Annotated in this window: 24 protein-coding genes and 1 tRNA gene; 2 read left to right on the forward strand and 23 right to left on the reverse strand. The window is 54.3% G+C overall.

Annotation, left to right across the window (positions count from 1 at the left end; all coding sequences use genetic code 11):
* Positions 1 to 2,930 (reverse strand): L-type lectin-domain containing protein (locus VHE12_13340; protein ID HVZ81765.1); only part of this gene is annotated, 2,930 nt, incomplete at its 3' end.
* Between the two features lie 544 nt (positions 2,931 to 3,474).
* Here VHE12_13340 and VHE12_13345 point away from each other — a divergent pair.
* Positions 3,475 to 4,419: an SMP-30/gluconolactonase/LRE family protein gene (locus tag VHE12_13345; GenBank protein ID HVZ81766.1), complete on the forward strand. Its 945-nt coding sequence runs from the start codon at positions 3,475 to 3,477 to the stop codon at positions 4,417 to 4,419.
* Between the two features lie 25 nt (positions 4,420 to 4,444).
* On the opposite strand, the gene rsfS is transcribed toward VHE12_13345, so the two are convergent.
* From rsfS to VHE12_13420, 15 genes are all read right to left on the reverse strand, one after another.
* Positions 4,445 to 4,780 carry a ribosome silencing factor gene (gene rsfS, locus VHE12_13350; GenBank protein ID HVZ81767.1) on the reverse strand — a complete coding sequence of 112 codons (336 nt, stop codon included), beginning with the start codon at positions 4,778 to 4,780 and terminating at the stop codon, positions 4,445 to 4,447.
* A gap of 2 nt (positions 4,781 to 4,782) precedes the next feature.
* On the reverse strand, positions 4,783 to 5,061 hold the full coding sequence (locus VHE12_13355) for a late competence development ComFB family protein (protein ID HVZ81768.1): 279 nt from the start codon (positions 5,059 to 5,061) through the stop codon (positions 4,783 to 4,785).
* Between the two features lie 7 nt (positions 5,062 to 5,068).
* Positions 5,069 to 5,692, reverse strand: a complete 624-nt coding sequence (nadD, locus tag VHE12_13360; protein HVZ81769.1) for a nicotinate-nucleotide adenylyltransferase — start codon at positions 5,690 to 5,692, stop codon at positions 5,069 to 5,071.
* On the reverse strand, positions 5,689 to 7,428 hold the full coding sequence (gene dnaK / locus VHE12_13365) for a molecular chaperone DnaK (GenBank protein ID HVZ81770.1): 1,740 nt from the start codon (positions 7,426 to 7,428) through the stop codon (positions 5,689 to 5,691). The genes nadD and dnaK overlap by 4 nt, the downstream gene beginning before the upstream one ends.
* A gap of 14 nt (positions 7,429 to 7,442) precedes the next feature.
* A complete protein-coding gene (locus VHE12_13370; GenBank protein HVZ81771.1) occupies positions 7,443 to 8,009 on the reverse strand; it encodes a DnaJ domain-containing protein in 567 nt (188 codons plus the stop codon).
* A gap of 97 nt (positions 8,010 to 8,106) precedes the next feature.
* Positions 8,107 to 9,207 carry a glutamate 5-kinase gene (gene proB, locus VHE12_13375; GenBank protein HVZ81772.1) on the reverse strand — a complete coding sequence of 367 codons (1,101 nt, stop codon included), beginning with the start codon at positions 9,205 to 9,207 and terminating at the stop codon, positions 8,107 to 8,109.
* Between the two features lie 31 nt (positions 9,208 to 9,238).
* Positions 9,239 to 10,537 carry a GTPase ObgE gene (gene obgE, locus VHE12_13380; GenBank protein HVZ81773.1) on the reverse strand — a complete coding sequence of 433 codons (1,299 nt, stop codon included), beginning with the start codon at positions 10,535 to 10,537 and terminating at the stop codon, positions 9,239 to 9,241.
* Between the two features lie 71 nt (positions 10,538 to 10,608).
* Positions 10,609 to 10,869: a 50S ribosomal protein L27 gene (rpmA, locus tag VHE12_13385; protein HVZ81774.1), complete on the reverse strand. Its 261-nt coding sequence runs from the start codon at positions 10,867 to 10,869 to the stop codon at positions 10,609 to 10,611.
* A 20-nt stretch (positions 10,870 to 10,889) separates the two neighbouring features.
* Positions 10,890 to 11,204, reverse strand: a complete 315-nt coding sequence (rplU, locus tag VHE12_13390) for a 50S ribosomal protein L21 (GenBank protein HVZ81775.1) — start codon at positions 11,202 to 11,204, stop codon at positions 10,890 to 10,892.
* Positions 11,205 to 11,306: 102 nt separating this feature from the next.
* A complete protein-coding gene (locus VHE12_13395; GenBank protein ID HVZ81776.1) occupies positions 11,307 to 12,257 on the reverse strand; it encodes a PorV/PorQ family protein in 951 nt (316 codons plus the stop codon).
* The gene (locus VHE12_13400) at positions 12,257 to 13,813 is read right to left on the reverse strand and encodes a hypothetical protein (protein ID HVZ81777.1); all 1,557 of its coding nucleotides are present in this window, start codon (positions 13,811 to 13,813) and stop codon (positions 12,257 to 12,259) included. Before VHE12_13400 ends, VHE12_13395 begins: the two co-directional genes overlap by 1 nt.
* Positions 13,786 to 13,860 (reverse strand) — tRNA-Gly (locus tag VHE12_13405). Before VHE12_13405 ends, VHE12_13400 begins: the two co-directional genes overlap by 28 nt.
* 51 nt (positions 13,861 to 13,911) lie before the next feature.
* Complete coding sequence (locus VHE12_13410; GenBank protein ID HVZ81778.1) at positions 13,912 to 15,696, reverse strand: tetratricopeptide repeat protein; 1,785 nt, start codon at positions 15,694 to 15,696, stop codon at positions 13,912 to 13,914.
* 25 nt (positions 15,697 to 15,721) lie between these two features.
* Positions 15,722 to 16,945, reverse strand: coding sequence for a hypothetical protein (locus tag VHE12_13415; protein ID HVZ81779.1), 1,224 nt, complete (start codon positions 16,943 to 16,945; stop codon positions 15,722 to 15,724).
* 16 nt (positions 16,946 to 16,961) lie between these two features.
* Complete coding sequence (locus VHE12_13420; protein ID HVZ81780.1) at positions 16,962 to 18,704, reverse strand: PorV/PorQ family protein; 1,743 nt, start codon at positions 18,702 to 18,704, stop codon at positions 16,962 to 16,964.
* Positions 18,705 to 18,946: 242 nt separating this feature from the next.
* On the opposite strand from VHE12_13420, the gene VHE12_13425 reads away from it, so the two are divergent.
* Positions 18,947 to 20,413 (forward strand): SurA N-terminal domain-containing protein, encoded by a 1,467-nt coding sequence (locus VHE12_13425; protein ID HVZ81781.1) that lies wholly within the window; start codon positions 18,947 to 18,949, stop codon positions 20,411 to 20,413.
* On the opposite strand, the gene VHE12_13430 is transcribed toward VHE12_13425, so the two are convergent.
* The 7 genes from VHE12_13430 to fabD all read right to left on the reverse strand — a co-directional run bounded on the left by VHE12_13430 (position 20,410) and on the right by fabD (position 25,250).
* A complete protein-coding gene (locus VHE12_13430) occupies positions 20,410 to 20,976 on the reverse strand; it encodes a nucleoside triphosphate pyrophosphatase (GenBank protein ID HVZ81782.1) in 567 nt (188 codons plus the stop codon). The two genes, VHE12_13425 and VHE12_13430, sit on opposite strands and share 4 nt — an antisense overlap.
* Entirely contained in the window at positions 20,973 to 21,227 is a 255-nt protein-coding gene (locus VHE12_13435; protein HVZ81783.1) for a DUF4321 domain-containing protein, read from the reverse strand. The genes VHE12_13430 and VHE12_13435 overlap by 4 nt, the downstream gene beginning before the upstream one ends.
* Before the next feature lie 9 nt (positions 21,228 to 21,236).
* Entirely contained in the window at positions 21,237 to 22,028 is a 792-nt protein-coding gene (gene rnc, locus VHE12_13440; GenBank protein HVZ81784.1) for a ribonuclease III, read from the reverse strand.
* Positions 22,006 to 23,241 (reverse strand): beta-ketoacyl-ACP synthase II, encoded by a 1,236-nt coding sequence (gene fabF, locus VHE12_13445; protein ID HVZ81785.1) that lies wholly within the window; start codon positions 23,239 to 23,241, stop codon positions 22,006 to 22,008. The genes rnc and fabF overlap by 23 nt, the downstream gene beginning before the upstream one ends.
* Before the next feature lie 34 nt (positions 23,242 to 23,275).
* Positions 23,276 to 23,512 (reverse strand): acyl carrier protein, encoded by a 237-nt coding sequence (locus tag VHE12_13450; protein HVZ81786.1) that lies wholly within the window; start codon positions 23,510 to 23,512, stop codon positions 23,276 to 23,278.
* Positions 23,513 to 23,589: 77 nt separating this feature from the next.
* A complete protein-coding gene (gene fabG, locus VHE12_13455; protein ID HVZ81787.1) occupies positions 23,590 to 24,330 on the reverse strand; it encodes a 3-oxoacyl-ACP reductase FabG in 741 nt (246 codons plus the stop codon).
* Positions 24,327 to 25,250: an ACP S-malonyltransferase gene (gene fabD / locus VHE12_13460; protein HVZ81788.1), complete on the reverse strand. Its 924-nt coding sequence runs from the start codon at positions 25,248 to 25,250 to the stop codon at positions 24,327 to 24,329. The genes fabG and fabD overlap by 4 nt, the downstream gene beginning before the upstream one ends.

Below are 25,250 nucleotides of genomic sequence, written 5' to 3' on the forward strand. Positions count from 1 at the left end.
GTGGCAGTTGCCGTGGCCGTGTTGGTGGCAGTGTTTGAAGCAGTATTCGTCGCCGTACTGGTTGCTGTGTTCGAAGCGGTGTTCGTCGCAGTACCGGTTGCTGTATTCGTGGCGGTATTCGTCGCTGTATTGCTGGCCGTATTGGTCGCTGTAGAGGTGGGGGTATTGGTGGCGGTCGCCGTGGCTGTATTTGTTGCCGTGTTGGTCGCTGTCAAAGTAGCAGTGTTCGTGGCAGTTGCCGTGGCCGTGTTGGTGGCAGTGTTTGAAGCAGTATTCGTCGCCGTACTGGTTGCTGTGTTCGAAGCGGTGTTCGTCGCGGTATTACTAGCCGTATTGGTCGCCGTCGAGGTGGCAGTCCTAGTGGCGGTCGCCGTAGCTGTATTCGTGGCCGTGTTGCTGGCAGTATTCGAAGCGGTGTTCGTCGCTGTGTTTGTGGCCGTATTCGTCGCAGTGTCGGTCGCTGTCAAGGTGGCGGTCCTGGTAGCAGTTGCCGTATCTGTATTTGTGGCCGTGTTGCTGGCGGTATTGGTGGCCGTGTTCGTGGCAGTGTTTGAGGCCGTGTTCGTCGCCGTACTGGTTGCCGTATTCGAAGCGGTGTTCGTCGCCGTGTTACTGGCCGTATTGGTCGCTGTAGAAGTAGCGGTACGAGTGGCTGTATTCGTGGCCGTGTTGCTGGAGGTATTGGTAGCCGTGTTCGTGGCAGTGTTTGAGGCCGTGTTAGTGGCAGTATTCGTCGCCGTATTGCTGGCCGTGTTTGTCGCCGTCGATGTAGCGGTCTTGGTGGCGGTCGCCGTAGTTGTATTCGTGGCCGTGTTTGTCGCCGTCAAGGTGGCGGTCCTGGTGGCGGTTGCCGTGGCCGTATTGCTAGGGGTGCTTGTCGCTGTTGAAGTAGCGGTACGAGTGGCGGTGTTTGTCGCAGTTTGTGTGGCTGTATTCGAAACGGTAGATGTCGGGGTCCGCGTCACAGTATTGGTTGGAGTTAACGTTGGGGTGAAGGTGGGAGTCCTGGTCGGCGTGGGGGTCGGGTTACAATTCGCCGCATAGAATTCGACTGCCTGGGTCTCCGAACGAGTGCTTACCGTGGTATAGGTCACCGCATATGAACCAGCGGCCCCTGCTATCTGATAATCCCCCTCCAAAGGACGAGCCCAAGCGGGATTCGTAATGGCCCAGGCTTGGACCTGGCTTCCTTGTGGTGTGATGGCCCCATTGGCTCGTGGGTGGATCTCAGAAACTATCAAGGAATTATTGCCGAAAGTTTGAATGGTCATACTTGGACTTGTCCCATTGAAAGCCTGTTGGGCGCTACCGGTATTCCCGAGCGGGGCCGTTTGATCGATACCTGAAAAAACCATGGCTCCTGCGATCAAATTGGCCGCACCCGTCGGGACAATGACGATGTCATGTGATAAACCATCGGTGGGCAGTTGAATGCCAGGTTCGAACAAAGTAAAAAATGCATCGGCTAAAAATCCAGTTCCGGTTACACCCATGGCAGGCGTAAGGTCCACACCGTTATAGGTCGCAGATGATATCCCGGTCGAATTCGACTGGAAGGTCACCTGAACCACCAAAAGTGGATTGACCACGTTCGTGGGAATGGTCAAGGCCATGGTCACTGCGGCCGGTCCCGAAGCCTGGGAAACGCTGACAGCTTGTTGGAAGCTGATGGGGCAGGTGATATAGGACGTATTGGTCGGGGTCGCGGTGGGCGTTCCCGTGGGGGTCGCGGTCGGGGTATTCGTGGGCGTAAAGGTCAAAGTCCGGGTCGGGGTATTTGTGTAAACAGGCCCCTGACATCCAACCGCGTAGATCACGTAATTGTTCGTGCCCGCTGTTCCTCCCGTGAAAGGGCTCAGCATGCTGTTCTGCGTGGTTGCGACCCCGACAGAATATTCGGTATTGGCGGCCCCCGTGGAATAACGGACCGTTCCCGTGGTCCCGGTCAGATAAAAAGCCAGCCAATAGCTCCCGGCCGTAAGTGCCGTAGGGGGCAAGGGCAAAGTGTTCAATCCAGCCGACAAGGGGACTTGCGCGGTCTGCCCCAGCAAGGAACCGGGAACCCCACCATTATCGGAATAGATCCCTAAAATACCCGTCACGGCGGTAGCCGAGACCATGCTGATGCTCATGGAGGTGATCGTTGCGGAACTGGCCAAGGTATAAAGAGTACTGTCCTGGTTGGCGACCCGGTTCGCACTGGTCGTGGTACCGGCGGTCGTCTTTCCAAAAGTGACGGGCGATACGCAGGCGGGAGTGGGTGTCGGGGTATTGCAGGATCCTCCGGTGACATATTGGAGGTTGTTCGCTCCGCCCGTAGCCGCGGTAAAACCGTAGTAGACCGTCGTCTGCCCGTAGAAGACATCATTGATGAGGTCACGGGTATAGGTCATGGTCTGGGGATTGCCCGCCGCATCCACCACGATCCAGTTCAAGGTCGTGCTGGACGCGTTCCATTGGATCGTAACGGCATGGACGGCGTTGTTGGCAATCTGGCCCGAAAAGGTATAGGGACAACTATTGCCTGGAGCCCCGAAATAAGCGCAGGTCTGGGTGGTCACCCCGTTCTGCCAGGCGGACATCACCCCGTTCGTCTGGTAGGTATTGATGGGAAAAGCCACGGAAGGCGTAATGGGATTGATGCCTGCGTAGCCCAAACAGAACCCACAAGGTTGTCCATTACCGCTGATGGCCGACAAACCTCTGGGATCGTTCTGGAGAACGAAGGCGATGCCGTCCGCACCACCGGCTCCCGTTCCCAAGAAAATGTTGAAATGAAGTGTAAAGTCCTGCGTCAGATCGACCGGGGTCGTGTTCCAAGCCGCGCCGCTTTGACCGCCAGTCGCCGTGGTCAAGGTCACGGCGGCGTTGGTCGCGGGACCAAGGGTGGCATCGCCGACCACGGACCAGGAAGGACAGGTCTGGGCCATAAGAGTCGAAGCCCCGCTTGCGAACACAAGAAGGCAAAGCAAAACCGAGGTCGGTTTTAGGGAACGATGAGTGGACAAAGTGTGGTTATCCCCTTCCCTTTTTCCAAAAAAGCAAAAAAGGGACCGGCTTATGCCCCTTCGCTGACAAGGGGACATATCATTTTTCAGGCGTTTTCGGCTCAATACAAGGAATCCCTGACCCAAGGAATGATAAAGGTTAAACGGAGGTAAACCATTTCCTTTATCGTTCAAATTGTATCGGCTTTTTCTAAAAATCCAAGTGAGCTCGGGTGGTAAAAATCCCATATTTTGGGCAGTTTTTGCCTCTTCCCTAATTTTTTTGGGGTATTTCTAAGTAACCACCCTTGACACACGTCCCTGGATACTTTTTTCCCACCTGAGTAGTTTCAACACCTTCATTGCCTTCCAGCCAGGGGAAAATCCCTGTTTTTGGGCCCAAAAACGACTGTGTCACTTGGCACCACTGTTGCGTTAAGTGAGGTGAGGCCGGAAATATCGGTCATCCCAATCAGGAAGGTGTCCCATGAAGAACATCCGAACCATCTCCAGCCTCTCCCTCTTGCTAGGGTTACTCCTTCAAGGGTGCGGGCACCTGGACACGCCTTTTGCCCCGGGAGCAACCACCACGGCGGCCGGCCCCGCTCCTTTTACCGCTCCTGTTTTTAACAAGACCTTCTCGCCGGTCCAGGATACCCAATCGTCCTACCCAAGCGGGATCGCTTGCGATACGGCCAACCATTTCCTCTACGTGACCGACATGGCCCTGAACCAGGTCTTCAAGATGGACATGAATGGGAACCGTTTAGGACAGTGGGGAAACCTTGGTCCCAATGCCCTGGACCAGCCGCAAGGTATCGCGGTGCATAACGGAAATGTCTATGTGGCGGACTCGGGGAACGCTCGGATCGTGGAATTCGATCCCAACGGGAATCTCATTGCGACGCTTCAGCCGACAGAAGGTGAATATTATCTCTTCATTTATCCGACGGGTGTTTTCTTCGATAACCAGGGCAACCTTTATGTCGCGGACAATTCGGATAGCATCTACCGGTTCGATCAGACACTGACACTGACGGGTCAATTCAATGGGAATGGCAGCATGAATTTCCCGGCGAACGCCAGTGAGGATACCAACGGCAACATCTATGTGGCGAATTACGACTCGGATCAGGTCCTGAAACTCGCATCCAGCGGAAACCTGATCGCCACTTGGGGCCAAACGGGCTCCGCGGCCGGTCAATTCAGCGGTCCGGCCGACGTTAAGGTCGACGGTTCCGGAAAAGTTTATGTGGTGGATTCGCTCAATGACCGGGTCGAGACCTTCGATGCCAATGGGAACTTCCTGGCACAATTCGGGACTGCTCAAGGGCTGAGCGAACCGAACGGAATGACGATGGACTCCAACGGGAACATCTTCGTGGCGGATACTGGGAACGGTCGGATCGTCGAGTACTCTCCGGCCAATTAAAGGGACGCCAAGGACCGGCGGCGGTTCAAAGGGCCACTTTCCTTGAATCGGCCCACAGGTTCTCAAGATCATAGAACCGCCTGGTCTCTTCGAGGAACACGTGGATCACGACATCCACGAAATCGAGGGTCCACCAGGAATTATCCTTGGAACGGCTCTGATAGGTGGGCTTCTCCTTCCCCTGGAACACCCACGACAAATGATCCACGATCGCGTTGACCTGGGTCGTGGATGAACCTGAACAGACCACCAAGAAGTCGGCATAGGAGACGATCTCCCTGACATCCAGAACCTGGATGTCCATGGCTTTTTTATCTTCCAATGCCTCCACCATTCTTCGGATGTTCAGCGGTAGGTCCATTCTCAGTTCTTTCCCTTTTGGGGGTTGGAACGTACTTTCTCGATAGCCCGGGAAAGCGCAACGAGGATATCCGTCCTGAATTGCTGTCGCATTTCCTCCACCCGAGTGAATAAATGACCCCGTTCGGTCACCACATATTTAGGTGGAAGGTGATTCAATGCGTAGGCCAGGACATCCAGCCTCGCCTTTTCATCCAGGTCGAGATCACGGTAATTGGGCTCGTTCAAAAGTTCGTCGAGCGATCTGCGGACTGTCTCCTCCATGAAATTCACGATCTGCATGGGCCCCCTACAAGTAAAGTTTTTGATTGTGGATGAATTGTTCGACCGCCTCAGGGACAAGGTACTTGATGCTTTTCCATTCCCGGACCTTCCGGCGGATATCGCTGGCACTGATCTCGAGCATTGGCATCTCTTCGATCAGGACGTTCTCCACCAATGCTGTTGCGAATTCGAAATTTTCAGACGAAAGGAAGTTTTGGTTGAAGATCCTCTGGGCGTCATAGCCCGGTCTCGAAACCGCGATGAACCTGCACAATTTCAAAAGTTCCCCAATATTTTTCCACTTACCGATCTCGGCCAGCATATCGGCCCCGACGATGAAATAGATACCGACCTTGCCTTCATATAGTTGGGAGAAATATCGGACCGTATCGATCGAATAGGATTTTCCACCTCTGTCGACCTCAACAGTCGAAACATCGAAACAAGGATTACTGACCGTCGCCAAATGGACCATGATGGCCCTTTTGAAGGCCGAAACCAGCTCATCGGATTGCTTGTGAGGGGGTGTGTGGGTCGGAACAAAAATGACCTTATCCAGGTCATATTTGGCCCGGATTCCCTCGGCAATGGCCAAATGCCCGAAATGGATGGGATTAAATGTCCCACCAAAAAGTGCGATCGACTTCATCGGCCGTGGGAATCCCCGGGGTCTTTGAGGAACGAATCGATCATATCACCGGTCAAAAAGTCCCCTTCAGGGGACACCGTCGGCGCTGAGATCGGGGCCGACTCCTGGGCTCCTGCGGGTCTCTTGGCGGGCTTCTCGAAAGTAGCCTTATTCTCGGCCGGCGCGGAGGAAATGACCCGCCCCTTTGCACTTTGGACCAGGGTATCGAGTTCCTCCTTGCTCAAGCCGCTAGTGGCCGAAACCTTCATTTGTTGGAGCTGGCCCGTTGCAACGTTCTTGGCCGTCACATTCACGATCCCGTTCGAGTCGATGGAAAAGGTCACTTCGATCTGGACGGTACCCGCAGGGGCGGGGGGCAGGCCGATGAACGAGAAAAAACCGAGCGTCTTGTTGTTGCCCGCGAGTTTTGATTCTCCTTGAAGGACCTTGACATTGACCGAGGTTTGCATGTCCTTGACGGTCGAATAAAGTTTGCTCATTTTAGTGGGGACCGTCGTGTTACGCGGAATGATCACGCTAAAGGTCCCCCCTAAAGTCTCGACTCCCAGGGACAAGGGCGTGACATCCAAGAGAAGGGCATTTCGAACGCTTCCATTGATGATACCGGCCTGGAGGGCCGCCCCCATGGCGACCGATTCATCCGGATTGATCTTCGTGTTGGGCTCTTTATTGAAGAACTTTTTAACGGCCTCCCGGACCTTCGGCATCCGGGTCATTCCGCCCACCAGGATGACATCCGTCAGATCATTGGGCGTCAAATTCGCGTCCCTTAGCGCTTTCTTACAGGGCTCCAATGACCTCTCCAGGAGGGGGGCGACCATCCCCTCGAATTCTTCCCGGGACAAGCCATAGGCAAGGTTCAATGGGGTACCTTCTCGTTTCGTAATGAAGGGGAGGTTGATCTCCGCGGTCGCCGCGGTCGACAAGTCACATTTCGCCTTTTCTGCCGACTCTCTGATCCGCTGAAGCGCGATCGGCTCGTCCCTCAGGTCGATACCATGCTCCGCCTTGAACTTTTCAAGGACCCATTGCATGATCGCTTGATCAAAATCATCCCCACCCAAATGGGTGTCCCCACAAGTCGCCAAAACCCGGTAAAGACCGTTCAAAAGCTCGAGGATGGTCACGTCTAAGGTCCCGCCGCCCAGGTCGTAGACAGCGACCTTTTGGTTCTTTTTCGTGTCGAAATCATAAGCAAGTGCGGCCGCCGTTGGTTCGTTGATGATCCGCAAAACCTCGAACCCTGCGATCTTGCCGGCATCTTTTGTCGCCTGGCGCTGGGAATCATTGAAGTAGGCCGGAACAGTGACAACCGCATTGGATATCTTTTCACCGAGGCGGGCTTCAGCATCCTGTTTCAATTTCTGAAGGATGATCGCCGATATCTCCTCAGGGGATTTTAATTGGTCGTCCAATTTGACGCGAATGTCCCCGTTCTCGGCCCCATCCAAGTCGTATGAAACGAGGGTCTTGTCCTTTTGAACGTCTTCGTCATTGATCTTTTTGCCGATGAACCGTTTGATGGAAGAAACGGTCCCCTTGGGATTTGTCACGGCCTGATGTTTGGCGTCCAAACCAACCAACCAAGTCCTTTGGGCGGTGAAGGCCACGATCGAAGGGGTCGTGTGATAACCGTCCCCATTGGCCAATACCTGCGGCTCCCCTCCGTTCAGGTAAGCAACGCATGAATTGGAAGTCCCAAGATCGATCCCGACAACGATACCTTTATCACCCATGGACCCGCATCTCCTTAAACCTTTTTACCGTAGACGTAACCCATGGCCGTGCTCAAGGTCTTTTTAGCCTCATAATCGTTCGGATTATATTTGATGGCCCTCTCGAAACACGCCACCGCGTCCTTGAAGTTGCCTTGGTAACCATAAAGGATGCCCAAATTGAAGTGGGCGTTCACGAAACCCGGGATCAATTTAAGACAGGAAACCCATTCATGTTGGGCTTGGTTCCAATTATCCCTTTCCTGGAAGAACGCATTCCCTTTATTGAAATGCTCCTCGGCCGCCGTTTCTTCTTTCGACTTGATCATCTTCAGCAGGCCTTTTTTGACCCCAAAGATCTCACCCGGGTCCTTGCGAATGTCGTTCCGGACCTGGAAATTGTAGATCTCCCGTTTGACCGGATCGCTTAGGACGTTATAGGCCTCCACGATCTCCATGGTCTGTTCAATGGCCCATTCCTGCCGACTTGGATTCCTGTCCGGGTGGTTCTCAAAAATGAGCTGCTTATAAGCCTCTTGCAAATGTACAGGATCGATCGGGGGATAGATTTTGAAGATCTCGTAATAGTTCTTTTTTGGCATCTTACCCTTCAAGGTATCGGATCAGGGCCAAGGACCCCGCAAGTTACCGCATTTTAGATGGTTTCCTTCCTAAAAAAAACAAGCTTTCATGGCCACTTTAAGCGGAAAGACCGGACCCCATAACGACCAGGTTATCCACATGGACCACTTCCTGCGCTGGCACGCCCGTTTTCTGGGCGATCTCTCCATTCCGCAAGCCTTTGATCGCACTTAGCTCCTGGCAGGAATAATTCGAGATCCCCTTGGCCAGCATTTGTCCGGCTCCGTCCAGGATCGACACGACGCTCCCCCGCCCCCAATCCCCACGTATGCCTTTGATACCGATGGCCAATAAACTTCCGTTCCGTTCCAAAATGGCTTTTTTGGCCCCCTCGTCAACGATGATCTCCCCTTGGGTGGGAACGCCCCATGCCAACCAACGCTTCCGGCTCGTCATCCGATGGACCGTTGGGATGAACAAAGTTCCAACCTTTTCCCCGTCCATGATCTTTTTCAGGATTTGGGATCGATTGCCATGACCGATCACCATCGGGATCCCCGATTGCATCAAACTACGCGCTGCCCGGATCTTGGTTTGCATGCCGCCGGTTCCCACGCTTGATTGCGTATTTCGGGCTCCTTTTTCCAATTCGGCACTGATCCGCTCAACCTCATGGATAAGATGGGCTTGGGGATTCATTCGAGGATCCTCGGAATAGAACCCATCAATATCGGTCAGGATGATCAAAAGATCGGCCTCGGAAAGGTGGGTGACTAGGGCCCCCAAGGTATCGTTGTCCCCAAAACGGATCTCATCCACGGCCACACTATCATTCTCATTCACGATTGGAACGATCCCATAGTCGAACAATTCCTTGAAGGTATTGTGCAGGTTGGTATAGCGTTCCCGTTCCGCAAGGTCCTCACGGGTCAATAATATCTGGGCCACCTTCAGTCCGACCTTTTGGAAGGCTTTTTCATAACCACCCATCAGGCGGCTTTGTCCGGCTGCAGCCAAGGCCTGCAACTTCGAGACTTCCTTGGGACGTCGGGTCAATCCCAATTTGAAGGCCCCGGCCGAGATGGCCCCCGAGGTGACCACTACGACCTCAAATCCGCGGGATGTCAGATCCAGGACTTGGCGGGCCAAGTTCCCCAGGAACAAAGAACGGATACCGCCTTTCTTTGGATCGGTCAGAAGGCTGCTTCCGACCTTCACAACCATTCTTTTGACCCTGGATAGATGCTGTTTACGTAAGGCGTTCATGATTTCCCTTGCGGTCCCCATCGAAGATCAGTTCCCGGTCCTCCAGGAAGACCGTATCGCCTTCCTTCGCTCCCTGCTTTTTCAATTCCCTCAAGACACCCATTTTACCCAATATCTTGTGGAAGCGTTCCAAGGAGTCCCGGACCTCGAACCGGGTCATGGCCACCCATTTCTTGATCTCAGCCCCTTCGACATAGAAAATGCCATCCCGTTTATCGACCGTGAAGCGTACCTTTGCTTGATAAAGATTCTTGGGGGCCACCGATGGCTGTTCGATCGGCGCGTCGGCCGCCTTCTTCAGGGCATCCCAGGCGGCTTCCAGAAGTTCCCGGAGCCCCTTGCCCGTGACGGCGGATATGGCCATGACCGCCAAATAACGGTCTTTCAATTTCGCTGCCCATTTCAAGTGATCAACTTCCGTCAAGGCGTCCAATTTCGTGAAGACCAGGATCTGGGGGATCTTCAAGAATTTTGGGCTGTGGTTCTTGAGCTCGGCCTGGATCGTTTGGATCCGTTTCTGGAGATCCCGGAACTGGGTGATCCCCGTTAGGTCCACCAGATGGAGCAGGACCCGGGTCCTTTCCAAATGCCTTAGGAATTTGATCCCGAGCCCCTTGCCCAAGCTGGCTCCCTCGATCAACCCAGGCACATCCGCCATGACGAAGTTGCGCTCTCCGGGCAATTGGACCACGCCCAATTGGGGCTCCAAGGTCGTAAAAGGGTAATCCGCGATCTTTGGTCTCGCTTTGGTGCACCTGGAAAGCAGGGTCGATTTTCCAGCATTTGGAAAGCCCACTAGCCCCACATCCGCCAAAAGCCGCAGCTCAAGCCGAAGGTTTTTGCTCTCGCCCGGCTCCCCTTTTTCCGCAAGACGGGGTGCTTGTTGGGTCGATGTCACGAAAGTCGCGTTGCCTCGTCCCCCGCGGCCACCCCGGGCCGCCAAGAACCGCATCCCTTCCTCGTTCATATCGGCCAAGAGATCACCGCCGTCTTCCCAGACCAGTGTCCCGACCGGCACACGGACGATCATGGGTTCGATCGCGTGTCCATGCTGCTTCTTCCCTCTTCCGTGTTCCCCGTGTTTGGCTTGATATAGGGGACGGTAAATGAAATCGACGAGGGTGCTCACATCGTTCCGGGCCTCCAGGACAATATCCCCGCCTCGGCCGCCATTACCGCCATCCGGGCCGCCTTTAGGCACGTATTTTTCCCTGCGAAAGCTGATGCAGCCATCGCCGCCTTTGCCTGCTTCAACGGTGATCTTGACCTCATCGACGATCATGGCAACCCTTTAAAATGCCTAGAAACAAAAAAACCCCGCCCGATCCGGGCGGGGTTGGAAAGACCATTCGCTCAAGCTTGTTGTGGCTCGACGTTGACCTTCTTAAGACCCTTCTTGAACTCGCGGAATGAGACCAACCCGGAAACCTTGGCAAAAAGGGTGTCATCTTTTCCAACGCCCACATTCAATCCCGCCTTGTAGCGCATACCACGCTGACGCACCAAGATGCTTCCTGCGGTAACGAAGTTCCCGCCGAAAGCCTTGATACCCAACCGTTGGCTATGACTATCCCGTCCATTGCGGGTGGAACCACCCGCTTTATGTTGACCCACGACCGACCTCCAAGTTGGATTTAAGCGTTCTGGATCTTCTCGATGCTGACCAGTGAATATTTTGGACGGGACCCTTTGGTCCGCATGGTGTTCTTGCGGCGACGATAACGGAAGACGCGTATCTTCTTGCCCTGGGTCTTGGAAACGATCTTTCCCGTGACCTTGCTGTTCTTCAGGTCCGCTGGTTTGATGCGAAGCTGACCATTGTTCTCCAGAAGGACGACCTTATCGAACTCCACCTTGTCCCCCGGATCGCCCGAAAGACGGTCTACGGTGATGACATCCCCTTCGGAAACTTTGTATTGCTTCCCACCCGCTTGAATGACGGCGTACATGGTTCCTCCCCAAATTAAGGCCATTCGATGGAATGGACCAAAGAGGGGTGAGTTTAGTCACTGGTCCTCGGATTGTCAAGAAAAAGGCCTATTTCCAGGGTCTCAATACCAAAAAAGCAGTCCAAAAATATGGGAATTGGCAATAAAGCCGGAACTTACTTGGGCCGGCCGCCAGGCATATCCGATCTCGTATTCCAATTTGCCGATGTTGTATCGCAAGGCCGCACCCGCTGAAAATCCTCCGTTCAAATTCCCCTCGTCACTGAACCGGTAACCAATCCGGAGCGCCAAAAGACTACGATGCCAATATTCCAATCCGAGGGCCGCTTGGGCCCCCTCGTCGTTGACATAAAAAGCCTCTCCGCCCGCCAAAAGCGTGGACGACGGTGAAACGATCAGGGGTTTGGCGATCCCAAAACGGAAGGTCAAAGGTAAGGGATCCTGACCCTGGGGATCAGGTTCATATTGAACCGCCGGTCCTACGTTCTGCACGGCAACTGCCAGATCGGTCTCCAAGACCTGCATTTTGAAACCAAGGTCGAAGGCTTGAGTGAACGCCTGCTTATCGCCGAGGATCGAGACGAGGGTCTTAAAGGATCCTCCAATGGCCACCGGACCGAATTGCTGGCCGTCCGCGATCGTTACGAGATAATCCTGGACCCCGACCGGTGGATCGGTCGCCAGTACATTTTGAATGTCCGGCATGTGGCGGAAAACGACCTGAAACCCAAGATTCCCATAGTCTTTGGTGGGAAGAGCCAAGCTCAAGGACTCGGTTTGGATATCAGCAAAACCTTGTATATGGTCCAGTCCAAGGCTGTATTTTGAGACCCGTGCCAACCCGGCTGGGTTGTAGTCCATCACATAGACATCATCCCCGAGGGCGGAATAAACACCGCCCATAGCCGTCGGGCGAACACCTAAAGGCACTTTCAACAAGTCTCCGCCATTGGTCCCTGCGGTCTGGGCGCACAGGGACGTCGAAAGAAATACCAACAGGAGGCCCCAAGTTGTTCCCAAGACAAGATTTTTATCGATCTTTAGTGACGACATTAAAACTCTCCATCCAAACCCGCAAAAACACCAACGCCTTGCGGTCCGTACAAGCCATCTGTCCGACCATAGAGGCCGTTCAAATTACTCACAGTGATCATAGAACGAAAATGACCGTCCCATGGGATATTCACTCCAACTTCCGCCCACCAGGGCTGGTCGGTCGTTTTTCGGCCGCCAACCCAGCCACTCCATCCCGGCAGGAACTCCCACAAGAACTTTCCTCCCCAATCCCATAGAAAGCTACCGGTTTCTTCCCAAAGTCCTCGTCCTGAAATTTCAACAGAGATCGGCCTATTATAAAAAAATGGGACATCCCATCGGTTCGATCGGATATCCAGCCTCCCACCATTCCAATCCTTGCCGCCAACTTCCTGATGAAGGAATCCATAACCCACCCAAAGTTTCGGGTCCAGGTAATTCTCCAAACCCATCTCCCCTACCCTGTCATTGACCCCCGAGGCCCAAGCGGCCGTTTGAAGGTCTCCCAAAACGGTCCACTCATCCGTCAATTTCCCCTTCAGGCCGATCAAAAAGTTAGGAATGGGATCGGCATCGCTCGGAATATCCTCCCGGAACGCGAAGATCAAATTCGCCATTCCTAGCACATCCACTAGATCTGTATTTTGAATGAATGTCCGTTCCTTGGCAGGCCCAGCCCCGGTCCCTTGGGGTTCCGAACGGCTCCACCCACCAGCCAATTGACATTCAGCCAATCCGGCGAAATTCAGATGATAATCGATCTCATTCCCGAACTCTTGGACGCCAATGCCGTCCTGAATCGCTTTTTGAAAATAGGGTTTCCAATCAATTTCCTGGAAATTTGCCAGATCGACCTTAATGCGTGAAAAAGCCGCGACCCAACCATCATGGCCCAGCCACTGGGCTGCCAATAAGCCGTTCTCACCTCGGATCGGCCCGGACCCACCCCATCTTGCATCCCCATTGATCACCCAACCATCGGTAAATCCTTCCGCTTCCGTCCCGCCATGGTTAAAAGCGCCCTCCGCAGCGAACGTCTCATTTTGTCCATCCAAAAAGATCCTCGAGTCCCCAGCGTTTCCTGTTACAACGGACAAATTGCCATGATCCTCTCCAAACCGGGGTCTTTGCAAAAGAAAGGCATTTTTCCCGCGAGCCGGTCCTAAAAATGCTTGAACAGGCGTATCAGCCAATAGGACGCTACCGGTCCTCGGAAGCCAGGTCGAAAGAAATGCCGGATCGAGAGGGTAAGCCATACCTTCGTAGTAAATGGCCGGGGGAATGGATAAATAAGCCGGGATGGAAGTCCCGGGCCGCCCACTCGCCCACCCGCTCACCAATCTTGGCAGACGTTCCAATGAAAATTCCGGCCCCAAGGTATTGACCGGCGATATCTCTTGAGGCAGGTCATCGAAAAAAAGTTCCAATGCGCCCAAATGGACCTTTTCGGGGCCCGCGGGATTCGTTTCAAAGGCCGAGACGGGGATTGAAGGAACGGTCAAAAGGATCGAAATGAAAAAAAGAACGCGAGAAGGAGAAAATAAAATGGAGCGGGCGATGGGACTCGAACCCACGACGTCCAGCTTGGGAAGCTGGCATTCTACCGCTGAATTACGCCCGCCTTTACGGCTTTTCCAAAGACCCGCGTCCAAGTCAGTCGCGGGGACAAAGTTCAATTCTGGCTTAACTTCTCGATCGACTGAAGTTTCACCATGGCCTTGTTGATGTTGGCCTGTGCGTTGACGTTGTTGGGATCCTGCTTCAAACAGTCCTTCCACTTGTCGATCGCCTCGTGGATCTTCCCATTGATGTACAGGTTCACCCCATCATAATACAGGGCCTTGACTTTCTCGGCGTCGACTTTCGCCTGGGCCTGCTGCCCTGTCATCCGTTTGATGTAATCATTGGCCGTGTCATCGTTCGGCTTGTACTCTAAAACCTTTGCAAAGTCGGCCTTTGCTTTTTCTTTGTTGCCACTATTGAAAAGGGTCACCCCCTCCTCGTCCAACTCCTTGACACGGTTCGAAATGTCCTTTTGCGCCCGGAAAAGGCTCTCCTTGACCTTTTCGTTATTCGGGTCCAACTGTAACGCCACTTGGTAGTACTTTTTCGCCGTCAAGTAATCCCTTTTATCATAGGCACGGTCCGCCTTTTCGAGCACATTCTTGATGTCCTTGGTTTGCTTGGACCTCAACATGGCGACCTTTTTCTTGGCGGCCGTACTGTGCGGATCGGTCTTCTGGGCCTTGAGATAGCTGACCAAAGCATCGGAATAATCGTTGGAACGATAGAACTCATCGCCTTCCGCGATCAAGGCTTTCACCTTCTCCTTGGTGTTGACCTTCAAAGCATTGATGGCCCTCACCACGTCCGGATTTTCCGGGTCCATCTTTTTGGCGATGTTCAGTTCGTTCAAGCCATTCACCGTGTCGCCCTTCTTGATCATCACCTTACCGGCCGTTAGGTGTTTTTGTACTTCCCCAGCCAACTTCCCCTTGGCATCCGCGATGAAATTTTGGGCCTGTTGGTTCTCAGGCTGGAGCTTCAATACCTTGTTCCATTCGCCGATGGCATCCGAATATTGGTTGTTCAGAAGGAAATTACTGGCCTTTTCCATGTGGGAGTTGACCGCTGCATCCAGCGACTGGGCCTGCGCCACCGCCGCGTTCGCATCTTTGGGATTGACCCTAAAAGCATTGCCAAAAGCCTCAGCCGCCTGGTCAAAGGAGGCGTTGTCATTGTAAGCCACGCCAAGATCGTAATAAGTCTCATCCAAGGAATCCTTGTCCTGGTCCGCTTCCGGCTTCATTTTTTCCAAGGCGATGGACTTAGCGTAATGATCGATGGCGTCGTTGAAATTGCCGAGATTGTAATAGGAAAATCCAAGGAATTTGTGGATCTGCGGATCCGCTTGCAGGTTCACAGCCTTGGTCCAAAAACCCACCGCCTTTTTGTAATCCTTCTGTTGGAAATAAATGAACCCGAGGTTCTTGTAAGCGGAGACATCCTTTGGTTCGTCCTGGATCACCGCCAATAGAGCCGTCGTCGCCGCGCTGTAATTCTTTTCATCCATGTATATCTTCGAATTGCACTTGTTCAGCAGTCTTTTGGCATCGGAATTGGCGGGGTCGAATTTCAAGGCGCTCTGGAAACGCCCCGAGGCGTTCGAATAGTTCCCTTTTTGCATCTCTTGGATACCACTGCAAAGTTCCAAAAGGGTCTTGGAGGACTTGTCGGCAGGGTCAAGCTGAGTGCACTTCTGGAGCTCAGGGATAGCTTTTTCGAATCGCTGTTCTTTTAGGTAGGTGACCCCAAGGTTGTAGTGGGCCGCGAAATTATTGGGGTTGGCCTTGATGGCCTCAAGATATATGGCCTCTTTTTCCGAATCTTGGGCCATCAACCGGGAAGTGGAAAGCGTGCAAACGGCCAGTATCCCCAGGAAGAAAAGATTTTTCATGAAGCCTCGATCCAGTCGGTCATTGCTATTGTTGGGCCGTCGGGGTGGAAACATCCAAGATCAACAATTCTTCGGTCAATTGGCCGTGCTTATCCTGCTGGGAACACCGGATCATCGTTCCGTCCTTCGACCAATCGAGGGCGGCAGTATAATCAAGCTTTTTGGACGTTTTCAACAGTTGTTTAAAGCTCGAATTCCCGATGTTCGCCAGGGTGATCCGTCCTTCATAAACATAAGCGATCTTGTTCCCCGCCGGATGGAACGCGGGGTGGATCCCTAGGCCGTTCCCCTTGGTCAAGAAAAGCACTTGGGTCTTTTTGGTCTGGACATCGGTCTTATCCAAATGACGCGAACTGCCCTGCCGCCGCCAATAGACAAGTTCTTTCCCATCCGGTGACCAAGCGGGCAATTCGGCCCCGATGGTCTGGGGCACCAGATCGAACCGCACCTCGTCCCCTTTGGCCGGGACCTTGGCCACATAAAGGTAATATTTCCCGTTGGACGCCTTCTTTCTTTGCGCCAAGTATTGTCCATCGGGCGACGGAAGTATTTGTTCATCCCGCAGGGGAGCGGAAAAATCCCCCTCATAACTTTTATTGAAAGGGATCTCGCTCTTGAGGACGATCCAGTCCACCGAAGCCGCCGCGATCACCAGGGCCCGTCGCGCCCGGTCGCGCAAGGAATCAAGTTTGGCCTTGGTATCCGGGGGGATGAAAACGGCCGGAAAATTTCGCTGGATTCCGTCGATGGAATCCACGACCGTCTTGTAATCCTTAGCCGCATACTGGGTCACCGCATTACCGAGTTGAAGGTCGATCAAGGACTGGACCGCTTCCCTGATCTGTATATTGTCCAGATAACGATCGAATGCCTTTTGGTTGTACTCCATGGTTTTCGCGGGATTCTTGAGCTCGTCCCGATATAAGGCGGCAAGGTCCAAAATAGCGTGGAGTTCCTCATCCGAATGGGGATATTGAGCCAGGATCTTCTCGTACCAAAGAATGGCGTTCGAGTAATCCTTTTGGGATTCGTAGTCCTTGGCGATCCGATAATAAATGGGAGCGCTCAAGAGAGTGGCCGGATGTTCTTTCAGATATTTTTGATATCCCGCCAAGGCCTCAGGTGTCTTTCCGCTCTGATCCAACAAAAGGAGGGACTCATAGGAGGCGCCCATCATTTGGCAACCCAGCTCCATGAAAGTAAGGGAAACCAACAGAACGGGAAAAACCACACGGTATGGATGGATCATGGGCGGCCTTTCGAACTCATTTGGTGAGGATGACGATATCAACACGGCGGTTTGTATAACGCGCCTCTTCCGTATCCCGGTTGTCCAACGGCGACGAATCCCCATGGCCTCTTGAGTATAGGTTATCGGGAGAGACCCGGCCCTTTTCGACCAAATATCGCAGGACCGCGTCAGCACGGTTCTGCGACAAGGTCAGTGCCGTCTTTTCCGGGCCTTCGTCGTAAGCATGCCCTTCGATATAAACCCGGCAATTGGGATACTTTCGGATGAGCTTCGCGACCTGATCCAAATAGCGCGAGAATCCCTGGCTGATGTTACTGCTTTTTTCGTCGAAGGAAAGACTCGGCACTTTCACAGTACCTGACATGCCGATGGGTTGGATCGTCTCGGGGATCACCGGCATTGGAAAGGATTTCGCTTCCATGGTCGCCGAAGCCATCATCGGCATTTCCTTGGCGTTGATCTGGGCCACTTTGAAAATGGGATCGCTGGCCACGACCTGCTGGCCCCGGACGTCCACCGTCTTGAGGTTGTAGTTAGCGAAAATACCGCCGGTCACGACGTTCCCGTTGTTGTCCCGCCCATCCCAAGCGATCTGGCGCGGCGGGATCCCTATACCCGAATAGCTTCGAAGGACGTTCCCCTTCGAATCGGTGATGTCCAGATTCCAGGTCTTGATGTCGGTCCGGGCCTGGGGCTTCAGGTCGAAGGTCGCCTGCTTCAAGGTTCCCGTTTGGTAATCCGAGATCTGGGGCTTGATCTCCACCGCGACCGCCTTCGGGGCGGGCTCAGCGGCCGGTTGGACCTCCGTTGGTTCGAACCGATAGGTCAGAGAAAACCGATGGGTGTCCCCCAGGGCGCCGAAAGGGACGAAGGCATAATTGATCTCAAAAGGTGTGTAACGGAACCCGGCCCCGAGTGTCGCCCCTGAGGCGCCACCCAAGTCCTGGTTCAGGGGGTCCAGACTATAGCCTGCCCGCAAGGCGGCCGCGAACTCCTTCGCCCCCCACCAAAGTTCACCCCCCACATGGACGATCGGGTCGTTATCGATCGGCTTTTCAAGGTCCACCCCGAGCGAAAAATGGGTCGGATCCTTGGGTTGGAACCGGTAGGCCAGGCCCGCACGATAGACCAAAGGCAGCTTTTCCTGCGACGAGAACTGGGAAAAGTTGGAGATCTGCCCGACATTCTGGACGGAAAGCCCGATCGAAAATGACCTGTCCTTGGTGAAAAACAAAAGGCCAGCGTCCATGGCTTCACCGGTAGCGCTATAAGTGATCAAACTACTGGAAATGAACTTTCCACCGATGCCCAAAGCGAAATTGTCCCCAAACAGCTGTCCAAAGCCCAAGGAAATGGCGTAATCCGAAGCGCTTCCTGGCGTTGCCAAGGGATCGTTCGTGGAATTAAAGGAAGGCACAAAATCCATGGAGGCCGAAAGCCCCAAAGTACTTCCGGGTTGCAATGGGATCGCGACCCCACCGAACTCGTAATTCGTGCCGGCGAAGTAGACCATGTGCAAGAGATTCAGTTCGGCCTTGTCCAGCAGGGCCAACCCGGCCGTGTTCCAATAGGTGGTGCTGACATCGTCCGCAATGGCCGTAAAGGCTCCGCCCATCCCGGCCCCACGGACTCCCGCTGGGATCTTGAGGAATTGGACGCCCGTCGTACTGACGCTATCCGCAAAGACCGAAAATGGGAGCAGGAAAGAAGCAGTAAACCAGAGAGCAAGATGGATTCGGCGCAGGGAGAAATTCAAACGCTCTTTCCTCGCGGAGGGAGGGGGTCAAGGATTTTAACGATTATATCATGATTTTCCGCAGCACTGTCAACGGAGGGCCTCCGTACACCTCCCTTCCTCGACAATAAATACCCGATATAAGCCGTTTGGATAGGTCCCATCTCAAGAAGTTGTCCCCCATGTCTTAATTGATATAATGCGCCGGTTTTCTCAAAACAGACCGATCCACTCTTTGAACCCCACATCCAGGAGGCCTCTACATGATGCGCACATTAAGGGATAAACGGACCATGCACATCGTGCTTTGGGGCTTGGTCGCCGCATTCGTCAGTAGCATCTTTTTCGTTTTCGGAATGAAGTTCACGAACGGCGGCAAGCTCGATTCCGGCGTCTATGCTGCGAAAGTCGGCGAGGACGGCGTTCCCCTGGTTGAATACAACAAGGCCTGCCAGAACGCCCTGGACCGTTTTTACTCCATTCGCGAAGAGGGCCCGACCCCCGCAGAGACCAAAGAGGTCCGCAAGGAAGTCCTCGACTCAATGATCGACGATCTTTTGATGCGACAAGCCGCCCAAAAACTCGGCATCAGCGTTAGCGACGAGGAGTTGTCGGGTGTCATCCGGAATCAATCCTATTTCATGAAGAACGGGGTTTTCGATAAAGAGACCTATTTCGATGTCCTTCGCACCCATCAAATGACTCCTGAGGATTTCGAAGCATCGGAAAAAAGACAAATGCTCATCCAAAAGATGCGTTCCATCCTCTCCGATTCCATGTTCGTCGGAACGGAAGAGGCGGGCCATTTCAATGAATTGTCCCAACGGGACCTCAAAGCCCTTTATATCGCCCTGGATGAGCCTTCGTTCGAAAAGGGCTTCTCGCCCAGCGAAATGGACCTGAAGGACTATTACCAAAGGATCCGTACCCAATTCGACCACCCGGACCGCGTCAAGATCCGCCACCTCTATTTGACGACCCAAGGGGGCTCCCCCTTGGAAGGCGAGAAGTTCCAAAAGGATCTCATGGGTTACCGGGAACAGATCCTTTCAGGCAAGGCAAAATTCGCCGACTTGGTCAAGAAGTACTCCAATGATGAAAGGACCAAGGCCGACGGGGGGAATCTGGGATGGGTCGACCGGGGAATGCTGAAGGATAACCCTGAATTCGAGGAAGGGATCTTCAAGCTCAAAAAAGGCGAGATCAGTAAACCTCTGAAACTGGGCAATGGCTACGATCTTGTCCAAGCCTTGGATACCGAAAAGGCCTATAAAAGCACTTTTGCCGAGGTCAAAGAAAAGGTCCTTGAGCGTTACAAGCAGGAAAAAGGGTCCCAAAAACTCTATTCGATCTCGACCGAATTGGCGGACGACCTAAGGAATGGGATCGGTCTTAAGAAAGCTGCCTCCGACCTCGGTTTGTCCTGTTTGGAGACCGGATGGTTCAACGCCCATTCCGGTATCCCAGGCTTAAAGGATTCGCAAGATACCGCTTTGGACTTGGCCACCTTGTTCCAGGGGAATTGGAAAGGCCCCCTTTCCATCGGTAAAAAGCAGTATTTCTTCCAGGTCGCCGAAACGAGACCCGCGGAAAGGGCCGTCTCCTTGACCGATCAACAAAAACAGGAATTTCAACAGAGGATCTATGGACGAATGCAGGACAATTGGCTCAAAGAATTCCTGAAGCGGCAACGCGCCAAGGTCGACGTGAAGACCTATGTGAACGGTTAAAGACGGTTCAATTCGGCCAATAACCATCGAAGAGATAGTCCGAGCACCGTAAAATATTCTCCCTCATACCGTCGGACCCACTTTCGAGCCGTACCCTGGATCGCATAACCACCTGCCTTGTCATAGGGTTCCCTGCTCTTCAGGTAGGGACCCCATTCCTTTGACGACAACTTCTTGAAAAGAACCCTTGTTCTTTCGACCCGAACCCTTCTTTTTTTCACGTTACGGACCAGGGCCACTCCCGTATAGACCGCGTGGGCCCTTCCTTGGAGATTTCGAAGCATCGTCCGCGCTTCCCGCACGTTCCTTGGCTTGCCGAAAGTGCGCGCCCCAATGGCCACCACCGTATCCGCACCCAGGACCCAGGCATCCGGATTCCGGACGGAAACTTCGACCGCTTTGGCCAAGGCGAGGCGACGGGCCAAAGCGTCGGGCCGCTCTCCTTTCCGGGGTGCTTCGTCCACTCCCTTGGGCGCGATGACCCGGAATGGGATCCCTGCGAACCGAAGGATGTCACGGCGTCGAGGGGATGCGGAAGCCAGGATCAAGGTTTCCGGGGTCATTTAGAACGGAAATAGCCCCAGACCATTCCGGCCAGGGCCGTCAAATTGATGAATAGTTTGACCCCGAATGTGAAGGAAAGGATCCGAAGGTCCAGGACCAGTGGATCGTTGAACCCGATGGTGACGCCCTTGGAAAAAAGGTCGTGAAAGAACCCCGGCGGGGTCAGGAGGGCCAACAGCTCCCCGAGGTAGCCACCCAGGATCCCCCCGATAAGGATGAAGAAAAGGACCGCCCCGGCGCCCTTAGCCATGGCTACTCCTCATATCTTATGGTCGCTGGGGGTCGAGACCGCGATCTGGAGTTTGCGAATGGCCTCTTGGGCCGCGACCTGTTCAGCTTCCTTCTTGTTCTTCCCCACTCCGGTCGAAAGGGTCTTGCCGTGGACTGAACAGGAAGCTTCGAAATTACGGTTATGGTCCGGCCCCCACTCCCTTACGATCTCATAACGCGGGGCGGTTTTCTGGGTCTTCTGGAAATGTTCCTGAAGAAGGGTTTTGTAGTCCTTCTCGATCCGCCCGCTAAAGACCTTATCGACATCCTCCCGCAACATGGAAAGGACCATTTTTTGGGCCGCTGGCAGTCCGCCGACCAAATAGGCCGCCCCGATCACGGCTTCCAGGGCATCCGCGAGAAGGCCTGGCCGGACCCTCCCGCCCGATTTTTCCTCGCCCTTCCCCAAAAGGATGAATTCCCCCAGATTGATCTCCTGGGCCTTCTCGCTCAAGACCTGGGCGCTGACGATCACGCTCTTGACCTTGGAGAGGCCACCCTCGGTGACATCCGGGTAGGACTCAAAAACGTGCTGGCTGATGACCAACCCAAGGACCGAATCCCCGAGGAACTCCAGCTTCTCGTTATTGTGTCCCGGCGCCATTTTCCGTTCATGGGTGTAGGACTTGTGGGTCAGGGCCTCGTTCAGGAACTGGCCATCCCCCAAGGGGATCCCAAGACGCTTCGAGAACGACTTCAAGACCGTTAATCGGTCCTTGTCGATCTCGATCCCGGGAGCGGGAACCTTCTTGTTCTTTTTACGGATTAAATTTGCGAACAATGAGGGAGACATTATGACCGCCGAACCCCAAAGAGTTGGAAAGACAGGCATCCACCGACGCCGTCCGCTTCTGGTTCGGGATATAGTCGAGGTCGCAGTCCGGATCGGCCTCTTCCTGGTTGATGGTCGGCGGTAATATGCCTTTGAGCAGGGACATGACGCAGGCCACGAATTCGATACCGCCTGCGGCGCCGAGCAGATGACCCGTCGTCGACTTCGTCGAGGAAATGGCGACCTTCCGTGCATGATCGCCAAAGACGGTCTTGATGGCCATGGTCTCGAACTTGTCGTTATAGGGTGTGGAAGTACCATGGGCATTCAGGTAGCCAATGGCCTCCGGACCCATCTTGGCATCCTTCAGGGCCAGGGCCATGGCCCGGGCCGCCCCTTCGCCGTTCTCGGCCGGAGTGGTCATGTGATAGGCATCCGAAGTCATGCCATAACCGGCGGCTTCGGCGTAGATCCGCGCTCCGCGGGCTTGGGCGTGTTCGAGGGATTCAAGGACCACGATCCCAGCGCCTTCGCCCATCACAAAGCCACATCGTTTTTTATCGAACGGTCGGCTTCCTTGGGTGGGATGTTCGTTAAAGTCCATGCAAAGAGCGTGCATGTTGCTGAAACCCGCATAGCCCAGTTCGGTGATACAGGCTTCCGTACCACCGGCGACGACCACGTCGGCCTCGCCTTTCTGGATCCAACGCATGGCTTCTCCTATGGCATGGGCCCCCGAGGCGCAGGCCGAGACCGTGGAGGTGTTCGGTCCTTGGGCTTGCAAGTAAATGGAGGTCATGCCGGAAGCCATATTGATGATCATCATGGGGATAAGGAAGGGCGACACGCGGTCCGGTCCCTTTTCGATGAGTCGGGCATGTTGCTCGACCAGCACCGGGAGCCCCCCGATACCGGAACCGATCAGGACCCCGACCCGGGTCTTGTCCTCCTTGGTCATGTCCAATCCGGCATCCTTGACGGCCTGAAGACTGGCCGCCACGGCGAACTGAACGAACAGGTCCATCTTCTTCACGTCCTTCTTCTCGATCCCGAAGGCGACCGGTTCGAAACCTTTGACCTCGCCCCCGATCTTGCTGGGGACACGGGCCGGGTCGAAGCGGGTCACGATTCCGATGCCGCTCTTGCCATCGCAGATGTTCGTGAAGAAATCCGTCGGATTGTTGCCGTTGGGAGTGATGGCCCCCATACCGGTGATGACCACTCGTTTCAAAGAGGAGCTCCTGGATTCGAAGGGATTATTCGGAAGCCTTGCCCTTGATGTAATTGATGGCGTCGCCCACGCTCTTGATCTTTTCGGCGTCCTCGTCGGGGATCTCGAGGTCGAATTCCTCCTCAAAGGCCATGACCAGTTCGACCGTGTCGAGGGAATCGGCCCCTAGGTCGTCGATGAAGGAAGCCTCGGGTTTGACCTGATCGGGTTCCACACCCAATTGGTCCACGATGATCTCTTTCACCTTGTCTTCAATAGCCATCTTTTCCACCTCCGGAAAAATTGTTCTTCATCATAAGCAAAACGAAAGCCTTTTCAACAACCACAGAAAGCGCACCCTTATATCACCATTCCCCCATCCACGCAAAGGACTTGTCCCGTGATATATCGGGCCCCTTCCGAAGCGAGGAACGTGACCGCGCTGGCGATATCGGATGTTTCACCCAAAAAACCCAGGGGGATCTGCTGGGTCAGCTCCTCCTTGACCTTGTCCCCCAAAGCTTGGGTCATGTCCGTCTGGATGAACCCGGGCGCAACGGCGTTGCAGGTGATCGAACGGCTTGCGAACTCCCGGGCGGTCGTCTTGGTCAGGCCGATGATCCCAGCCTTGCTAGCGGCATAGTTGGCTTGGCCGCCGTTCCCTCGCACTCCCACGATGGAGGTGATGTTGATGATGCGGCCCTGACGGGCCTTCATCATCGGCTTCACGAAGACCTTCGTCATAAGAAAGGTACTTTTCAAGTTAGTATCGAGGACATCGTCCCATTCCTGTTCGCTCATGCGGAGCAACAGATTGTCCCGGGTGATCCCGGCGTTGTTCACCAGGATGTCGACCTTCCCGAACTTATCCAGTATCGCCTTTGCGAATGCCTCGACATCGGAACCCTTGGAGACATCGACTTTGATCCCTAAGGCTTCCCGTCCCAAAGCTTGGATCTCCGAAACGGCCGCCTGGATCGTTGTCTCATTGGTCCCACAAAGAGCCACCGAAGCCCCTTCCTGGGCCAACCGCAAGGCAATCGCCTTGCCGAGGCCCCGGTTCCCACCCGTCACCACTGCGACCTTTTCTTTCAAGCTCATTTCGCCTCGCTCACCGTTTGGATGGACGCCGGATCGCCAGCGTTGGCGACCATAGCTTCTTTGTTGATCTTTTGGATCAGGCCGCTGAGCACCTTGCCTGAACCGACCTCAATAAATCGATCGAATCCGTCCTCGGACATTTTTTGGATGGTCTTTGTCCATTGCACCGGGGCCATCAACTGGCGGACCAAACTCTCCTTGATCCTTTCCGGATCGTCCAGAATGAAGCTATCAATATCAGAGTAATAGGGAACCAACGGTTTCGAGAACTGGACCTTTTCCAGTTCGGAACGCAAGCCGTCGGCTGCCGGCCTCATCAAGGAGCTATGAAAAGGCCCGCTCACTGGAAGTTCCATGGCTCGTTTTGCGCCCAAGGCTTTCGCCTTTTCACAAGCCGTAGCAACAGCGGCTTTCTCCCCTGAAATGACGATCTGTCCAGGGCAATTGACGTTGGCCGGCTCCACCACGCCTTGGGTCGAGGCTTCTTGGCAAGCTTGCAGGACTTTGTCCTCATCCAGCATCAGGATGACCGCCATGGTCCCGCGGCCCTTTCCCGCTTCCTCCATCAATTCACCCCGGCGACGCACGAGGCGGACAGCGTCCTCGAACCCGAGGACTGCCGCCGCGACCAAGGCGCTATAAGCGCCCAGACTGTGCCCGGCAACCGCGCCAAACGGAAGATTGTTTTTCTTGAGGATGGCCAAAGCCGCCACGGAACAGGTCAGGAGGGCGGGTTGGGTGATGGTGGTTTTCTTCAATTCCTCCTCGGGACCCTCGAAGCACAGCTTGGACAGGGAAAACCCCAAGGCCTTATCAGCCACTTCAAAATAATCGCGGCTTTCCGGAAAGGTCTCGGCAAGGGCCTTCCCCATACCGACAGCTTGAGAACCTTGACCCGGAAAAACAAAAGCGGTTTTCAT

The organism is bacterium (assembly GCA_035549195.1).
Classification (GTDB): domain Bacteria; phylum Oederibacteriota; class Muellerivitia; order Muellerivitales; family Muellerivitaceae; genus DASZRK01.

Excerpts from the sequence above, each read along its gene's own strand:
- VHE12_13345 (HVZ81766.1), top strand. The coding sequence starts at position 3,475 with ATGAAGAACATCCGAACCATCTCCAGCCTCTCCCTCTTGCTAGGGTTA.
- rsfS (HVZ81767.1), bottom strand. The coding sequence starts at position 4,780 with ATGGACCTACCGCTGAACATCCGAAGAATGGTGGAGGCATTGGAAGAT.
- VHE12_13355 (HVZ81768.1), bottom strand. The coding sequence starts at position 5,061 with ATGCAGATCGTGAATTTCATGGAGGAGACAGTCCGCAGATCGCTCGAC.
- nadD (HVZ81769.1), bottom strand. The coding sequence starts at position 5,692 with ATGAAGTCGATCGCACTTTTTGGTGGGACATTTAATCCCATCCATTTC.
- dnaK (HVZ81770.1), bottom strand. The coding sequence starts at position 7,428 with ATGGGTGATAAAGGTATCGTTGTCGGGATCGATCTTGGGACTTCCAAT.
- VHE12_13370 (HVZ81771.1), bottom strand. The coding sequence starts at position 8,009 with ATGCCAAAAAAGAACTATTACGAGATCTTCAAAATCTATCCCCCGATC.
- obgE (HVZ81773.1), bottom strand. The coding sequence starts at position 10,537 with ATGATCGTCGATGAGGTCAAGATCACCGTTGAAGCAGGCAAAGGCGGC.
- rplU (HVZ81775.1), bottom strand. The coding sequence starts at position 11,204 with ATGTACGCCGTCATTCAAGCGGGTGGGAAGCAATACAAAGTTTCCGAA.
- VHE12_13395 (HVZ81776.1), bottom strand. The coding sequence starts at position 12,257 with ATGTCGTCACTAAAGATCGATAAAAATCTTGTCTTGGGAACAACTTGG.
- VHE12_13410 (HVZ81778.1), bottom strand. The coding sequence starts at position 15,696 with ATGAAAAATCTTTTCTTCCTGGGGATACTGGCCGTTTGCACGCTTTCC.
- VHE12_13415 (HVZ81779.1), bottom strand. The coding sequence starts at position 16,945 with ATGATCCATCCATACCGTGTGGTTTTTCCCGTTCTGTTGGTTTCCCTT.
- VHE12_13425 (HVZ81781.1), top strand. The coding sequence starts at position 18,947 with ATGATGCGCACATTAAGGGATAAACGGACCATGCACATCGTGCTTTGG.
- VHE12_13430 (HVZ81782.1), bottom strand. The coding sequence starts at position 20,976 with ATGACCCCGGAAACCTTGATCCTGGCTTCCGCATCCCCTCGACGCCGT.
- VHE12_13435 (HVZ81783.1), bottom strand. The coding sequence starts at position 21,227 with ATGGCTAAGGGCGCCGGGGCGGTCCTTTTCTTCATCCTTATCGGGGGG.
- VHE12_13450 (HVZ81786.1), bottom strand. The coding sequence starts at position 23,512 with ATGGCTATTGAAGACAAGGTGAAAGAGATCATCGTGGACCAATTGGGT.
- fabG (HVZ81787.1), bottom strand. The coding sequence starts at position 24,330 with ATGAGCTTGAAAGAAAAGGTCGCAGTGGTGACGGGTGGGAACCGGGGC.
- fabD (HVZ81788.1), bottom strand. The coding sequence starts at position 25,250 with ATGAAAACCGCTTTTGTTTTTCCGGGTCAAGGTTCTCAAGCTGTCGGT.